This is a genomic window from Thioclava atlantica (assembly GCF_000737065.1).
Taxonomy (GTDB): domain Bacteria; phylum Pseudomonadota; class Alphaproteobacteria; order Rhodobacterales; family Rhodobacteraceae; genus Thioclava; species Thioclava atlantica.
Genome location: NZ_AQRC01000015.1, coordinates 96,958 through 111,563 on the forward strand (window position 1 = coordinate 96,958; position 14,606 = coordinate 111,563).

General features: G+C 65.2%; 16 protein-coding genes. 10 read left to right on the forward strand and 6 right to left on the reverse strand.

The genetic code is table 11. From position 1 onward, the window contains the following. Positions 1–339: 339 nt before the first annotated feature. Positions 340–2,523, forward strand: coding sequence for an excinuclease ABC subunit UvrB (gene uvrB / locus DW2_RS16285; RefSeq protein ID WP_038148189.1), 2,184 nt, complete (start codon positions 340–342; stop codon positions 2,521–2,523). Further along, complete coding sequence (locus DW2_RS16290) at positions 2,520–3,275, forward strand: DUF6782 family putative metallopeptidase (protein WP_038148191.1); 756 nt, start codon at positions 2,520–2,522, stop codon at positions 3,273–3,275. Before uvrB ends, DW2_RS16290 begins: the two co-directional genes overlap by 4 nt. 20 nt (positions 3,276–3,295) lie before the next feature. On the opposite strand, the gene DW2_RS19865 is transcribed toward DW2_RS16290, so the two are convergent. The 3 genes from DW2_RS19865 to DW2_RS16300 form a co-directional block, all read right to left on the reverse strand. Continuing rightward, positions 3,296–3,451: a hypothetical protein gene (locus DW2_RS19865; RefSeq protein ID WP_156102999.1), complete on the reverse strand. Its 156-nt coding sequence runs from the start codon at positions 3,449–3,451 to the stop codon at positions 3,296–3,298. Between the two features lie 66 nt (positions 3,452–3,517). After that, positions 3,518–3,829 carry a hypothetical protein gene (locus DW2_RS19175; RefSeq protein ID WP_051856285.1) on the reverse strand — a complete coding sequence of 104 codons (312 nt, stop codon included), beginning with the start codon at positions 3,827–3,829 and terminating at the stop codon, positions 3,518–3,520. A gap of 76 nt (positions 3,830–3,905) precedes the next feature. Next, positions 3,906–4,490 carry a rhodanese-like domain-containing protein gene (locus tag DW2_RS16300; RefSeq protein ID WP_038148193.1) on the reverse strand — a complete coding sequence of 195 codons (585 nt, stop codon included), beginning with the start codon at positions 4,488–4,490 and terminating at the stop codon, positions 3,906–3,908. Positions 4,491–4,587: 97 nt separating this feature from the next. Here DW2_RS16300 and DW2_RS16305 point away from each other — a divergent pair, with 97 nt between their 5' ends. Next, entirely contained in the window at positions 4,588–5,052 is a 465-nt protein-coding gene (locus DW2_RS16305; RefSeq protein WP_038148195.1) for a YdcF family protein, read from the forward strand. A 3-nt stretch (positions 5,053–5,055) separates the two neighbouring features. Here the strand turns inward: DW2_RS16305 and DW2_RS16310 are convergent, their stop codons facing one another. From DW2_RS16310 to DW2_RS16320, 3 genes are all read right to left on the reverse strand, one after another. Next, positions 5,056–5,328, reverse strand: coding sequence for a hypothetical protein (locus DW2_RS16310; RefSeq protein WP_038148197.1), 273 nt, complete (start codon positions 5,326–5,328; stop codon positions 5,056–5,058). A gap of 82 nt (positions 5,329–5,410) precedes the next feature. Continuing rightward, complete coding sequence (locus tag DW2_RS16315; RefSeq protein WP_038148199.1) at positions 5,411–5,728, reverse strand: antibiotic biosynthesis monooxygenase family protein; 318 nt, start codon at positions 5,726–5,728, stop codon at positions 5,411–5,413. Between the two features lie 72 nt (positions 5,729–5,800). Beyond that, positions 5,801–6,670, reverse strand: a complete 870-nt coding sequence (locus tag DW2_RS16320) for a MurR/RpiR family transcriptional regulator (protein WP_038148255.1) — start codon at positions 6,668–6,670, stop codon at positions 5,801–5,803. A 136-nt stretch (positions 6,671–6,806) separates the two neighbouring features. Here DW2_RS16320 and DW2_RS16325 point away from each other — a divergent pair, with 136 nt between their 5' ends. The 7 genes from DW2_RS16325 (at position 6,807) to DW2_RS16355 (ending at position 14,562) form a co-directional block, all read left to right on the forward strand. Then, the gene (locus tag DW2_RS16325; RefSeq protein ID WP_038148200.1) at positions 6,807–7,577 is read left to right on the forward strand and encodes an N-formylglutamate amidohydrolase; all 771 of its coding nucleotides are present in this window, start codon (positions 6,807–6,809) and stop codon (positions 7,575–7,577) included. Then, the gene (locus DW2_RS16330) at positions 7,577–8,083 is read left to right on the forward strand and encodes a TRAP transporter small permease subunit (RefSeq protein WP_038148203.1); all 507 of its coding nucleotides are present in this window, start codon (positions 7,577–7,579) and stop codon (positions 8,081–8,083) included. Before DW2_RS16325 ends, DW2_RS16330 begins: the two co-directional genes overlap by 1 nt. Then, on the forward strand, positions 8,083–9,408 hold the full coding sequence (locus tag DW2_RS16335; protein ID WP_038148205.1) for a TRAP transporter large permease: 1,326 nt from the start codon (positions 8,083–8,085) through the stop codon (positions 9,406–9,408). The genes DW2_RS16330 and DW2_RS16335 overlap by 1 nt, the downstream gene beginning before the upstream one ends. Before the next feature lie 47 nt (positions 9,409–9,455). Continuing rightward, complete coding sequence (locus DW2_RS16340) at positions 9,456–10,496, forward strand: TRAP transporter substrate-binding protein (protein ID WP_038148208.1); 1,041 nt, start codon at positions 9,456–9,458, stop codon at positions 10,494–10,496. Positions 10,497–10,618: 122 nt separating this feature from the next. After that, on the forward strand, positions 10,619–11,983 hold the full coding sequence (locus DW2_RS16345; RefSeq protein WP_038148210.1) for a glutamine synthetase family protein: 1,365 nt from the start codon (positions 10,619–10,621) through the stop codon (positions 11,981–11,983). A gap of 45 nt (positions 11,984–12,028) precedes the next feature. Then, complete coding sequence (locus DW2_RS16350; protein WP_038148212.1) at positions 12,029–13,417, forward strand: aldehyde dehydrogenase family protein; 1,389 nt, start codon at positions 12,029–12,031, stop codon at positions 13,415–13,417. Beyond that, the gene (locus DW2_RS16355) at positions 13,414–14,562 is read left to right on the forward strand and encodes an iron-containing alcohol dehydrogenase (protein ID WP_038148214.1); all 1,149 of its coding nucleotides are present in this window, start codon (positions 13,414–13,416) and stop codon (positions 14,560–14,562) included. The genes DW2_RS16350 and DW2_RS16355 overlap by 4 nt, the downstream gene beginning before the upstream one ends. Positions 14,563–14,606: the final 44 nt, after the last annotated feature.

The window sequence follows — 14,606 nt, forward strand, 5'->3', positions numbered from 1 at the left end:
GGGCACTCTCCTCAGCGATGCTTCAGCACCGTCTTAGTGCATTGACGGCAAATCGCAAGCCCGCAAGCACGGCCAAACCGGGCCTGCCCCGCCCGTCGGGGTTTCTGCCGGCCGGCCGAGGAGCGAGGGATGGGGTGATGCGCCGGCCGGCAGAACGATGCTGCTTGCCCGAACATATTGCGAACGAGAGCCTCCGGGCGCAATCGAAACCGCACCTCAAGGGGCTGAAAAGAATGCGGAATTTGAACCAATCCGGCAAGCTTGCGTTAACATCTTCCGCAACCCCTTGAACGCGAACGAAAAGAGGACAAATCTTAGGCCAAGCGAAAGGTCTCCGCGATGCCCCATAACAATACCAACCTGCCCTCCGAGCGTCCCGATGTGCTCACCCGCCCCAAGCTCGAGGGCGGCAAGCGGTTCGTGATGAAATCGGACTTCGCGCCTGCGGGCGACCAGCCCACCGCGATCACCGAGCTTTCGGGCGGGATCGAGGCCCTCGAGCGCGATCAGGTGCTGCTGGGGGCGACGGGCACGGGCAAGACCTTCACCATGGCCAAGGTGATCGAGGAGACCCAGCGCCCCGCCATCATCCTCGCGCCGAACAAGACGCTCGCGGCCCAGCTCTATGGCGAGTTCAAGGGCTTCTTCCCCGACAACTCGGTCGAGTATTTCGTCTCCTATTACGACTACTACCAGCCCGAAGCCTATGTGCCGCGCTCGGATACCTATATCGAGAAGGAATCCCAGATCAACGAGCAGATCGACCGGATGCGCCACTCGGCCACCCGTGCGCTTCTGGAGCGCGACGACGTGATCATCGTCGCCTCGGTCTCGTGCATCTACGGCATCGGTAGCGTCGAGACCTATTCGGCGATGACACAGGATCTCAAGGTCGGCGACCTGATCGAACAGCGCAAGTTCCTCACCGAACTGGTGGCCCAGCAGTACAAGCGCCTCGACGCCGCCTTCCAGCGCGGCGCGTTCCGGGTGAAGGGCGACACGGTCGATCTGTGGCCCGCCCACCTCGAGGACCGCGCCTGGCGCTTTTCCTTCTTCGGCGAGGAGCTGGAGGCGATCACCGAATTCGACCCGCTGACCGGCGCCAAGACCGACACGTTCGAGCAGATCCGGATCTACGCGAACTCGCATTACGTGACCCCGCGCCCCACGCTGCAACAGGCGACCAAGGGGATCCGCAAGGAACTCGCCCAGCGGCTGCAGCAGCTGCAGGACGAGGGCAAGCTGCTGGAGGCGCAACGGCTCGAACAGCGGACGAATTTCGATCTCGAGATGCTGGAAGCCACGGGTGTGTGCAACGGGATCGAGAACTACTCCCGCTATCTGACGGGGCGCGCGCCGGGCGAACCGCCCCCTACCCTGTTCGAGTTCATCCCCGACAACGCGATCGTCTTCGCCGATGAGAGCCACGTCACCGTGCCGCAGATCGGCGGCATGTATCGCGGCGACTACCGGCGCAAGTTCACCTTGGCCGAGCATGGCTTCCGTCTGCCGTCCTGCATGGACAACCGCCCGCTGAAATTCGAGGAATGGGACGCGATGCGCCCGCAATCGGTCTTCGTCTCGGCCACGCCGGGCCGCTGGGAGATGGAGCAGACCGGCGGCGTCTTCACCGAACAGGTGATCCGTCCGACCGGCCTTCTGGACCCGGTGGTCGAGATCCGCCCCGTGGAGACGCAGGTGGATGACCTGCTCGACGAGATCCGCAAGGTCACGGCCAAGGGGCTGCGCGTGCTGTGCACGACGCTCACCAAGCGCATGGCCGAGGATCTGACCGAATACCTGCACGAACAGGGCATCAAGGTCCGCTACATGCATTCCGATATCGACACGATCGAGCGGATCGAGATCCTGCGCGACCTGCGGCTGGGTGCCTTCGACGTCCTGATCGGGATCAACCTGCTGCGCGAAGGCTTGGACATTCCCGAATGCGGGCTCGTCGCGATTCTCGATGCCGACAAGGAAGGCTTCCTGCGCTCGGAAACCTCGCTGATCCAGACCATCGGCCGGGCCGCGCGCAACGCCGAGGGGCGCGTGATCATGTATGCCGACAAGATCACCGGTTCGATGCAGCGCGCGATGGACGAGACCGACCGCCGCCGCGCCAAGCAGATCGCCTATAACGAGGAACACGGGATCACCCCCGAGACGGTGCGCAAGAACGTCGATGACGTGCTCGCCGGTCTCTATCAGGGCGACACCGACATGTCGCGGGTCACCGCCAAGGTGGACGCACCGAAGGTCGGCGCGAACCTCGCCGCGCATCTCGATGATCTGCGCGCGAAGATGCGCAAGGCCGCCGAGGACCTGGAGTTCGAGGAGGCCGCGCGGCTGCGCGACGAGGTCAAGCGGCTGGAGGCGGTGGATCTCGCCGTGCATGACGACCCGCTGGCGCGGCAATCCGCGGTCGAGGCGGCGAGCGAGGCGGCGGTGAAGGCGAAGGGACGCTCCACCGCGGGGCGCCCGGGCCAACGCGGCGGTGTGAAGCGGAGGAAGGGCCGGTGAGAGCGGCGCGACGCGGCCTCCTTGCGCTCGGCTTCGTCTGTCTCGCCCATCCGACATTCGCGCAGGAGATGACCTGCGCCGCCCCGCCCTTCGACAGCTCGCCCGAAATCGCTGCCCTTGTGGACAGGCTGGACCCGGTTCTCACGCGTTGGCCCGCCCTGGGGACGACGCTCTTTCGCGACACCAGGGAGCTCTGCCTTGCCGATACGCTGCATGACGCGCGCGGCTATCTGGAGCCCGAAGCCTGCCGCATCATCATCGCGGCCGATCTGGACCCTGAGCTGCAAGCGGTGGTGCTGATCCACGAATTGCGCCACCTGCAGCAGAAATTCTGCGGCACCTGCCCCGAACCGACCCTCTCGATGCATGAAAACGCGCGCGCGATCTTCGCGATCGAGGCGGATGCCGCAGCCTATAGCCTCGCCATCGCCTGGCAGTTGCGCGCGGATGGCCAGCCGGGGATGTGGGACGCGCTCGCCGGCTGGCCGATGCAGGCCGATATCGCGGCGGCGTTCGAAGCGGAGATGAAGACCTCGAACGATCTCTCCGCCGCCGCGAGCGCCGCATTCGCGCAATGGTATCGCGAGGAGAAACGTCAGGAGCTCTATTACACCGCCGCCTGCAGCGACTATCTCGAGCGGATTGACCGGGAACATAACCTGCTCACCTATGACGCCCTCGCCCCCGATTTCTTCGCGCGGCTGTGCCATCTGCCCGATGGCGCGGCCTATCAGTGCGGAGAGCCGGACTAGAGGTCAGAGCGACACATGCCTCAGGCCGCCGCAGCCTGGGCGCGATCGACCCCTCCTTCGAGGATGACGCGACCGGTATTCCAGCGCCCCCGGATCAGCAGGGTTCGATCCGCGAGGATCGGATAGGTTTCCTGCCAATTCCTGTAGCGGTCATTGGTGACGATCCGCGCCCGCAATTTCCCCGCCGCCTCCAGAAGAAGCGGATCGGCCGGCGTTCCCTTGGGCGCGACATGAACCTGCCCCTACGGCAAACCGAGCGACCGCGCAAAGGCGCGCGCTCCGCGATAGCGGCCGGCAAGCAGATATCCCGCATTCGCATCGAACCAGACGATCGGAATGGCCCCCGCCTTTCGCAACTGATCGACGACGTTCCGTACCGACATCAGGTCGGGCGTATCGTTGGGCCAGTAGAGAACGTTCGAGCCATCGACGAGCACATAGGAGGTGGCCCGGGTTGCGGAGATCCACCTCGGCCTCCGGACCAGAAGAAAGATGACGGAAAGGAAGATCGACACGGCCAGAACGACCGGCAAATTCGCCGGTAAATCGTACACAGATCACCTCGTCGAACACCTATGGGACGAGGTTAGCCGTAGATTGCGGCAGGAATTCGGAATGCGGGAGCGACGCTCACTCCGTCACCGTGAGCCCCAGCATCCGCCAGCTCTGCATGCCGCCGCGGTAGTAGTAGATCTTCTCCGCCGGGAACCCCGCCTCGATCATCCGCCGCGCGGCGGCCGGGGATTGGCCGCACCACGGGCCGTTGCAATAGAGCGCGACCGACTTCACCCCGTGACCGTCGCAGACGAAGCCCTCGAAATCGGGTTCGCAGCCGAGTTCGCCCAGACGGTCGGCGGCCTCGGTATAAGGCACGTTGACCGCGCCGGGGATCGCGCCGGTCTTGAAATCGCGGGTGATGCGCCCGTCGATCACCACCACGTTCGGATCCTGAAGGAATTGCAGGATCTCCAGCTCTCCGATCGGGGTCACGCCGGGGGCGGGCACGATCGGCTGGATGCAGAAATCCGGACAGGGCCGCGAGGTCTGTGCCCACTCGCCGGTGATCTGGTTGTCGTTGTCCTGGATGCGCTTGATCTCGACCGGGCCGGAAGCAGTCTCGACCGTGACCGACATCATGTCGGGGCGGATATTGACCGGATCGGCCAGCGCAGGGGCGCCAGCGAGCATCAGGGACGCGACGAACAGGTTGCGCATGGAAACCTCCCTTTTTCCGTGAGCCCTCACAGTCTCGTGATGCTAGCACGGATCCGCCGGCTTGTCGCCCTCGCCGCCGCTGGCTAGCTGAAAGGAGATGAGCACGATCCTGATCCTCGGCGCAGCCGTCTGGCCGGACGGCCGCCCCTCTCCCGCGCTGGAGCGACGCACCGCACATGCCCTGTCGCTCTGGCGGGCCGGGGCCGGGTCGCGGATCGTCTGTTGCGGAGGTCTGGGGCGGCACGCGCCCAGCGAGGCCGAGGTGATGGCGCGGCTGCTGCAAGAGGCAGGCGTGCCGGCAGAGGCGATCTTGCGCGAGGAGCGCTCGACGAGCACCTATGAGAATATCGCTTTCGCCCGCGCCTGCCTTGCGGAACCGCGGGTGGTCATCGTCACCGATCCTTACCACGCGCCGCGCGCGGTGGTGATCGCGCGCAGGCTCGGCCTCGAGCCTCGCGCCGATTGCCCCGACCACCGTGCCAGCCCGAAAGCCCGCGCCCGCGAGGGGTTCGCCTGGATCAAGCTCGGCTGGTGGCTGCTGCGGGGCGCGCCCGCGCCCTGACGCTCAGTCGAGGATCAGCTTGCCGATGATCAGCACGACGACCGCACCCACCAGCGCCATCGCGAGGATTGCAAGCAGGCCGCCCGCCGCGATCATCGCCCCGCCGACCAGCGCCGCGATGAAAGGCGTGGCCAGCGCCGCGACCACCCCGATCGCGAGATAGGCACCCTTGTGCCGCCCGCCCGAAAGCAGGCTCGCGATCCAGCCCGCGAGAAGCCCCGCGATCACCAGCAGGACAACCCCGACCGTGCCGATCGCCTGAAATACATGTTCCATCTCGCTCTCCGCTTGCTTCTGGTGAATTGACAATGCGCGGGCTTGGGCGCGGGTTCCTCGCCGCGGCACCGCCCGGCCCGGTTCAGAAATCCGCCGCGACCTCGTACATCACCGGCTCGAAGCTGCGGCACAGCGTGTTGATGACCTTGTTGCGCTCGATCATCTCGGGACTGCGCAGCATCGCCTGGTAATCGCCGCGGTCGCGCCATTTCGAATAGGTCGCGATCCGGGTCCGCGCATCGTTCATGTGCAACCCCGCCCCGATGAAGCCCGGCGCCTTCGAGATCACCTCGGCATAGGCGGATTGCAGAAGCTCCATCAGCTCATGCGCGGTCGCCGGCGTCATCTCGAAGGTGCAGATGACGGTCTGTCCTTTGAAATCACTGGAAATCTCGGTCATGGGCGATCCTCCTCGCCCGCATGCTGGCACAGATCGGATGAAAAATCACCGCCGCTTTTTCGCCCGCGGCCCTCACTTGCGCCGGAAGAAGCGCGCCCGGTCGTAGAGCGCCTCGAGCCGCTTCATCCGCGCCGCCGTCTCTTCCCAGGTGAGCGACTGCACCGCGGCCATCAGGGTCTCGACGAGAACCTGGATCGCGACGGTCGAATCCCAGGCCGAAGGCACCTCGACCTGCGCCGAGAACCGGGCGCGGGCATGCGCGGCGGCCGGGCTGACCCAGGGGTCGGTGAAGAGGATCACCTCCACCCCCTGATCCGCGGCCATCTCGACGAGCTGCAGCACCGTGTTCTCGTAGCGGCGGATATCGAAGACGATCAGCACATCGCCCTCGCGCATCTCGAGAAGCGCGGGCGGCCAGGCATTCGAAACCGGCTCGAGCAGCTCCACCCCGGGACGGATCACCTTCATATGGGTGACGAAATATTCCGCGATCGGCAGGGTGATGCGCCCGCCGGTGGCGAAGATGCGCCGCGCCGGATCGGCCAGCAGCGCCGCGGCGAGGTCGAACTGCGCGTGATCGACCTGTTTCAGCGTTGCCTGCAGATTTCCCAGCACCGCATCGGCGAACCGGTTGAGCACATGGGTGTCGGGCACGTCCCCGGTCCAGCGATCATGCTTGACGAGCGGCGAGACGAGCTGCGCCTCGAGCTCGTCGCGCACCGCCTGCTGCAGCCCCGGATAGCCGCCGAACCCCATCTTCTTGGCGAGCCGCACGACGGTGGGTGACGAGACCTCCGCCCCCTTGGCAAGCTGGGTCACCGAGCCCAGCAGCGCCATCGGGTAATGGCGCAGGATGTAGGAGGCGAGCTGCTTCTCCGCGCGGGTCATGCCCTCGATCGCGGCCCGAAGCTGATCCTCGATGCTTTTCGTGACTGCCGTCAAATTGGGCACCCCCGCTCAGGTCGATGAAGAACAGATCGTAACAGATTTTAAAATTCTGAAAATATCTTGACACAAATGGGAGGGCGAGGCGAGCCTGTTCCTGACGCAGGACGGGAATCGCGACCAGGGGGACAGGGTGAGCACGAAGACCGCGGCAATCCGGATCGAGGGCGCCGAGCGCAGCGGGCGTTTCGTCATCATATGCGAGCACGCCTCGAACGCGATGCCGGCGCCCTGGGGCGATCTCGGGCTCGACGCGGCGCAGCGCGCGGCCCATATCGCCTGGGACCCGGGCGCGCTCGGGCTCGCATGGGGGCTTGCCGAGGTGCTCCATGCACCGCTCGCCCATGCCTGCCAGTCGCGCCTGATCTACGATCTCAACCGCCCGCCCCATCATCCCGGCGCGATGCCGGAACGCTCGGAGATCCACGCGATCCCGGGCAATGCCGGGCTCGACGCGCAAGCTCGGCTCGCCCGCACGGAGGAACTCTACCTCCCCTTCCATGCCGAGCTGCGCGCCCTGATCGCGCGCCGGCTGGCGCGGGGCGAGGTGCCGATCCTCGTGACGGTCCATTCCTTCACCCCGGTCTATTTCGGGCAGAGGCGCAGCGTCGAACTCGGGGTGATCCATGACCGCGACCCCGGCCTCGCCCGGGCCGTGCTCGAGGAGGCGCAGGCGCGCACCGGGCTCGATGCCCGTCTCAACGAGCCCTATTCGGCCGCGGACGGGGTGACGCATACGCTCGCCCTCCAGGCAACGCCGATGGGGCTGCCCAATGTGATGCTGGAGGTCCGCAACGACCTGATCGCCGACGCGGCAGCGCAACAGGCGATGGCCGCGCAGCTCGCGCCCGTGCTGAGCGCCGCCCGCGCCCGCATCGAAACCACGACCGGGGAGGCCGCCTGATGCCGGGATGGATCCGCGCCTATGTCCGCTTCGTCGAGGGGTTCAACCGCCGCCTCGGCAAGGTCGCGATGTATCTGCTCTACGTGATCATGGGGATCATGCTGTTCTCGTCGCTCACGAAGATCCTGCACATTCCCGCGCTCTGGACGCTCGAGATGGCCCAGTTCACGCTGGTCGCCTATTACATGCTGGGGGCGCCGTGGTCGCTTCAGGGCGATACCAATGTGCGCATGGACCTTCTCTATTCGCGCTTCTCCAAGAAGGGGCAGGCCTGGTGGGATGCCTTCACCGTCTTCGCGTTGATGTTCTATCTCGGGATCATGGTCTATTCGGCCTTCGACTCGACCGTCTATTCCTTCGAATACAATGAACGGAACCCCACCGCCTGGCGGCCCTATCTCTGGCCGATCAAGGTGGTGATCACCACCGGCTTCGCGCTGCTGTTCCTGCAGGCGACCGTGCTTCTGATCCGCGACATCGCGACGATCCGCGGGGAGGAAATCTGATGGATCACAACACCATCGCCATCCTGATGTTCTCGACCATGCTGCTGATGATGATCACCGGGCAGCGGGTGTTCGGGGCGATCGGCTTCGTCGCGGTCGTGGCGGCCTTCTGGCTCTGGGGTCCGGGCGGGACGCAGATGGGCTTCGGCTCGGTCATGAAGCTGATGAAATGGACGCCGCTCCTGACGCTGCCGATGTTCGTCTATATGGGCTACGTGATGTCGGAAAGCCGGCTGGCCGAGGACCTTTACCGCATGTTCCATGTGTGGTTCGGCCCGCTGCCCGGGGGGCTCGCCATCGGGACGATCCTGTTGATGGTGATGATCTCGGTGATGAACGGGCTTTCGGTCGCGGGGATGGCGATCGGGGCGACGATCGCGCTGCCGGAACTGCTGCGGCGCAACTACGACAAGCTGATGATCTCGGGCGTCATCCAGGCAGGATCGAGCTTGGGCATCCTGATCCCGCCCTCGGTGGTGCTGGTGCTGTTCTCGCTGATCGCACGTCAGCCGGTCTCCGAGCTGTGGCTCGCGGGCGCGGTGCCCGGCCTCGTGATGGCGACGCTCTTCGTCGCCTATATCGTGATCCGCTGCAAGTTGAACCCCGATCTCGCGCCGCCGATGGATGCCGGGGAGCGCGCCGTGATCACCATGCGCGAGAAGCTGCGCCTGCTGCGCGCGGGCCTGATGCCGGCCTTCATCTTCGTCGCGATGATGGTGCCCTTCCTCAAGGGCTGGGCAAGCCTGACCGAGGCCTCGGTGATCGGCGCGCTCTCGGCGGTGTTCGCAGCCGCCGTCAAGCGGCGTTTCACCTGGCGTGTATTCAAGGTCGCGACCGAGAGCACGCTCCAGATCACCGTGATGTTCATGCTAATCATCACCGCGGCGCTGTCTTTCGGCGCGGTCTTCGACGGGCTCGGAGCAGGCCGCGCGATCGAGGATTTCTTCACCGAGAGCCTCGGGCTTGGCCCCTGGCAGGTGCTGATCCTGATGCAGCTGAGCTTCCTGGTGATGGGGATGTTCCTCGACGACACCGCGATGCTGGTGATCGTGGCCCCGGTCTATGTCAGCCTCGCGCGGCATCTGGGCTTCGACATGATCTGGTATGGTGTCCTTTATACCATCACCTGTCAGGTCGCCTATCTCACGCCGCCTTTCGGCTATAACCTGTTCCTGATGAAGGCGATGGCGCCGCCCGAATTCACCCTGCCGGTGATCTACCGCTCGGTGATCCCCTTTGTGGGGGTGATGGTGCTGACGCTGATCCTCGTGATGCTCTTCCCGCAGCTGGCGCTCTGGCTGCCGCATGCGGTGCTCGGAAGATAACCAGAGCCCGGAAGAACCGGGCCTTCCACCAACAAGGAGTGAGAGTGATGACGACAACCAGACGTAAGTTTCTAGCCACCGGGGCGGTGGGCGCGGCAGCGGCCGGCCTGTCCTCCCCGGCCATCGCGCAGACCACGCCGATCAAGTGGCGGATGCAGACCTATGCGGGCCCCGCGCTCGCCGAACAGGTCGTGGACAATTGCATCAAGACCTTCAACGAGATCGCCGATGGCGAGATGGAGATCGAACTCTATTACGCCGACCAGTTGGTCCCGACCTCGGAGCTGTTCCGTGCCATGCAGTCGGGCACCATCGACGCGGTGCAATCGGATGACGATTCGATGGCCTCGCCTACCGAGGTCACCGTCTTCGGCGGGTATTTCCCCTTCGGCCTGCGCTATTCGCTCGACGTGCCGACGCTGTTCAACGAATGGGGTCTCAACGAGATCTGGGACGAACAGTATTCGGCCGTGGGCATCAAGCACATCTCGGCAGGCTCGTGGGATCCGTGCAACTTCGCGATGAAGGAACCGGTGAAGTCGCTGGCCGATCTCAAGGGCAAGCGGGTCTTCACCTTCCCGACCGCCGGGCGCTTCCTCGCGCAATTCGGCGTCGTGCCGGTGACGATCCCGTGGGAAGACGTGGAAGTCGCGCTGCAGACCGGCGAGCTGGACGGCGTCGCATGGTCGGGCATCACCGAGGATTACACCTCGGGCTGGGGCAAAAACGCGCCCTATTTCCTGACCAACAACATCTCGGGCGCGTGGATCGGGCATTTCTTCGCCAATATGGATCGCTGGAACGAGGTGCCGGACCGGCTCAAGACGCTGATGAAGACCTGCTTCGACCAGTCCCATTACCATCGCCAATACTGGTACTGGTCGGGCGAGGCGAAGCTGCGCGTCGAGGGCACCGAGATGCAGCTCACCACGATCCCCGACGCCGAATGGCAGCAGGTCGAGGACGCCGCGCACAAGTTCTGGGACGAGATCGCGGCCGAAAGCGAGCTGAAGGCGAAGGTGGTCGACATCTTCCGCAAGTACAACGACACGATGAAGAAAGCGGGCCCGCCCTACCGCTTTTCCTGATCAGACCCGGATGGCGCGCGGAGCCAATTTCGTCATTGCGCGCCATCCCCGTCGTCCGGCTCTTGCCGGGCGCCTCGCCTCGCGGCATCGTCGCGGGGCGCATTCAGACCCCGGAGGAGTCAATGACCGCCAAATTCTCGTTCGACGCGCTCAAGAAGGCCGTGAAGGCCGGAGAGATCGACACCGTGATCGCCGCGCTGGTGGACATGCAGGGCCGCCTTCAGGGCAAGCGTTTCCACGCCCAGCATTTCGTCGACAGCGCCTGGCAGGAGACACATTGCTGCAACTACCTTCTGGCGACCGACATGGAAATGATGACCGTGCCGGGCTACGAGGCCTCGAGCTGGGAGCGCGGCTATGGCGATTACGTCATGAAGCCCGACATGGAGACGCTGCGCGTGATCCCGTGGGTCCCGGGCACCGCGCTGGTGATCTGCGACCTGCTCGACCATCACAGCCACACCCCCGTGCCCCATGCGCCGCGCACCATCCTCAAGCGCCAGCTCGGGCGAGCGAAGGAGATGGGCTACGACGTGATGATGGCGACCGAGCTGGAGTTCTTCCTGTTCGAGGAAAGCTATCCGGAGCTCTTCGACGCCGGCTATCCCGACCCGACCCCGGTCGCGCGCTACAATGTGGATTACTCGATCTTCGGCAATTCCCGCTGCGAGCCCGCGATGCGCGACATGCGCAACGCGCTCTACCGTGCGGGCATCCCGGTCGAGTGTTCGAAGGGCGAGGCCGAGCGCGGGCAGGAAGAGCTGAATGTCAGATATTCGGGCGGGCTCGAGACGGCGGACATGCATCTGCTGGTGAAGCAATGCGCCAAGGAGGTTGCCCAGAACCACGGTCTCTCGGCGACCTTCATGGCGAAATACCACACCGACAAGGCGGGCTCGTCGAGCCATGTCCACCAGTCGTTGTGGAAAGGGGGCAAACCCGCTTTCCACGACCCCGACGCCCCGAACGGGATGTCGAAGCTGATGCAGCACTTCCTCGGCGGTCAGCTTGCCCATGCCCGCGAGATCACATATTTCCTCGCCCCCTATACCAACAGCTACAAGCGCTTCTGCGAGGGGCTCTTTGCACCGACGAAAGCGGTCTGGTCGCTCGACAACCGGACCGCGGGCTTCCGGATCTGCGGCGAGGACACGAAATCGATCCGCGTCGAGTGCCGGATCGGCGGCGCGGACCTGAACCCCTATCTCGCCTGCGCGGCATTGCTCGCGGCGGGGCTTGCGGGGATCGAGGGAGAGATGGACCCGGGCCCGGAAGCCTCGGGCGACATCTACAAGGCGGGTTCGGTCACCGAAGTGCCGAAATCGCTTCCCGAGGCGCTCGCCGCGCTCGAGGGCAGCACGATGCTCAAGACGGCCTTCGGCGAGGAGGTGGTGACCCATTACGCCCGCGCCGCCCGCTGGGAGATCGAGGAGCAGAACCGCGTGGTCACCGATTGGGAACGGATGCGCGGCTTCGAACGCGCCTGAATTTTGAACGTGAGACCGCAGGCGACTGGCCTGCAAGGAGACATGATGTCGAAACTGATCCAATGCATCTCGCCCGTTGACGGCAAGGTCTATGCCGAGCGCAAGACCCTCAGCCATCCCGAGGCGCAGGCCATGGCCGCGCGCGCACGCGCCGCCCAGCCCGGTTGGGCCGCGCGCCCCCTGGCCGAGCGCATCGCTCTCGTCGAGGCGGGTATCGCCAAGCTCAACGAGAAGAAGGAGCAGGTCGTCGAGGAACTGGCCTGGCAGATGGGCCGCCCCACCCGCTATGGCGGCGAGTTCGGCGGCATGAACGAGCGCGCGGGCTACATGGCCTCGATCGCCGAGGAGGCGCTCGCTCCGATGGTGGTCGAGGAAAGCCCCGCCTTCCTGCGCCAGATCGCGCGCGAGCCGGTGGGCGTCGTCCTCATCATCGCGCCTTGGAACTATCCCTACATGACGGTCATCAACTCGCTGGTGCCGGCACTGATCGCGGGCAATACGGTCGTGCTCAAGCACGCGACGCAGACCCTGATGGTCGGCGAGCGCATCGCCGAGGCCTTCCACGAGGCGGGCATTCCCGAGGACGTGCTCCAGAACGTCTTCCTCAGCCATGACGTGACGGAGCAGCTCCTGGGCGAGCGCAGCTTCGATTTCATCAACTTCACCGGCTCGGTGGGGGGCGGCCGCGCCATCGAGAAGGCCGCGGCGGGCACCTTCGCGGGGCTCGGGCTCGAGCTTGGCGGCAAGGATCCGGGCTATGTGGCCGAGGATGCCGATCTCGATGCCGCCGTGGACGGGCTGATGGATGGCGCGCTGTTCAACGCCGGCCAGTGCTGCTGCGGGATCGAGCGGATCTACGTCCATGAAAGCCTCTACGATGCCTTCGTCGAGAAGGCCGTGGAATGGGCCTCGAAACTGCGCCTCGGCAACCCATTCGAGCCGGAAACCACGATCGGCCCGATGGCGAACAAGCGCTTTGCCGAAGTGGTGCGCGGCCAGATCGAGGATGCGATCACCGACGGGGCGAAGCCGCTCCTCGACCCCGCCCTGTTCCCCGCCGACGATGGCGGTGCCTATCTCGCGCCGCAGATCCTCGTGAACGTAAATCACGAGATGCGCGTGATGCGCGAAGAGAGCTTCGGCCCGGTCGTCGGCATCATGGCGGTCAGGGATGACGAGGAAGCCATCGCCGCGATGAACGATTGCGATTACGGCCTGACCTGCTCGATCTGGACCGCAGATCCCGAGCGCGCGCAGGCGATCGGCGCGCGGCTGCAGACCGGGACGGTCTTCATGAATCGCTGCGACTATCTCGACCCGGCGCTGTGCTGGACCGGCTGCAAGGAAACGGGCCGCGGCGGCTCGCTCTCGGTTCTGGGCTATCACGCGCTGACCCGACCCAAATCCTACCATCTCAAGAAGGTGACGAAATGAGCGCCCCCACCGCCAACTGGTCCTATCCGACCGCGATCAAGTTCGGCCCCGGCCGGATCGCGGAGCTGGCCGATCACTGCAAGGCCACAGGCATCACCAAACCGCTTCTGGTGACCGACAAGGCGCTGGCGAGCCTGCCGATCACCGCGCAGGCACTCGATATTCTCGACGCCGCGGGTCTGGGCCGCGCGGTCTTCTCGCAGGTCGATCCGAACCCGAACGAGAAGAACATGGAAGACGGGCTGAAAGTCTATCGCGCGGGCGGGCATGACGGGGTCGTGTGCTTCGGCGGCGGCTCGGCGCTCGATCTGGGCAAGATGATCGCGCTGATGGTGGATCAGTCGGTAAGCGTCTGGGATCTCGAGGATATCGGCGACTGGTGGACGCGGGCCAACCCCGACACGATCGCGCCGATCATCGCGGTGCCGACCACGGCCGGAACCGGCTCGGAAGTCGGCCGTGCGGGCGTTCTCACCAATTCGGAAACGCACAAGAAAAAGATCATCTTCCATCCGAAACTGCTGCCCGCGATCACGATCTGCGACCCGGAGCTGACGGTGGGGATGCCCGCCTTCATCACCGCGGGCACCGGGATGGATGCGCTGGCGCATTGCCTCGAAGCGTTCTGCTCGCCGCATTATCACCCGATGAGCCAGGGCATCGCGCTCGAAGGGATGCGGCTTGTCTTCGAGAACCTGCCGAAAGCCTACGCGACCCCGACCGATATCGAGGCGCGCGCCCATATGATGTCGGCGGCGGCGATGGGCGCGGTCGCGTTCCAGAAGGGCCTCGGCGCGATCCATTCGCTCAGCCACCCGGTCGGGGCGGTCTACGGCACCCATCACGGCACGACCAATGCCTGCGTGATGCCGATGGTGCTCGATTTCAACCGAAACGCCATCGCGGAGAAAATCACTCAGGCGGCCGCCTATCTCGGGATCGCGGGCGGGTTCGAGGGCTTCAAGGCCCGGGTCGAGAGCCTGCGCACCGAACTCGGGATCCCCGCCAACCTCACCGCGATGGGGGTTAAGGCGGAAGATCTCGACATGCTGACGGATATGGCGCTGGAAGACCCTTCCTGCGGCGGCAACCCCGTCGCCATGACGCGCGAGAATACCCGCGCGCTCTTCGAGGCCTGCCTCTGAGCCCTCGGATCGACCGCACGAGCCCCGCAGGGCGTGACGCGATT

What these genes read in the sequence shown, in the direction of transcription:
- uvrB (WP_038148189.1), top strand. Translation starts at nt 340, where the DNA reads ATGCCCCATAACAATACCAACCTGCCCTCCGAGCGTCCCGATGTGCTC.
- DW2_RS16300 (WP_038148193.1), bottom strand. Translation starts at nt 4,490, where the DNA reads ATGCGCAACCTGTTCGTCGCGTCCCTGATGCTCGCTGGCGCCCCTGCG.
- DW2_RS16305 (WP_038148195.1), top strand. Translation starts at nt 4,588, where the DNA reads ATGAGCACGATCCTGATCCTCGGCGCAGCCGTCTGGCCGGACGGCCGC.
- DW2_RS16310 (WP_038148197.1), bottom strand. Translation starts at nt 5,328, where the DNA reads ATGGAACATGTATTTCAGGCGATCGGCACGGTCGGGGTTGTCCTGCTG.
- DW2_RS16315 (WP_038148199.1), bottom strand. Translation starts at nt 5,728, where the DNA reads ATGACCGAGATTTCCAGTGATTTCAAAGGACAGACCGTCATCTGCACC.
- DW2_RS16330 (WP_038148203.1), top strand. Translation starts at nt 7,577, where the DNA reads ATGCCGGGATGGATCCGCGCCTATGTCCGCTTCGTCGAGGGGTTCAAC.
- DW2_RS16335 (WP_038148205.1), top strand. Translation starts at nt 8,083, where the DNA reads ATGGATCACAACACCATCGCCATCCTGATGTTCTCGACCATGCTGCTG.
- DW2_RS16340 (WP_038148208.1), top strand. Translation starts at nt 9,456, where the DNA reads ATGACGACAACCAGACGTAAGTTTCTAGCCACCGGGGCGGTGGGCGCG.
- DW2_RS16345 (WP_038148210.1), top strand. Translation starts at nt 10,619, where the DNA reads ATGACCGCCAAATTCTCGTTCGACGCGCTCAAGAAGGCCGTGAAGGCC.
- DW2_RS16350 (WP_038148212.1), top strand. Translation starts at nt 12,029, where the DNA reads ATGTCGAAACTGATCCAATGCATCTCGCCCGTTGACGGCAAGGTCTAT.
- DW2_RS16355 (WP_038148214.1), top strand. Translation starts at nt 13,414, where the DNA reads ATGAGCGCCCCCACCGCCAACTGGTCCTATCCGACCGCGATCAAGTTC.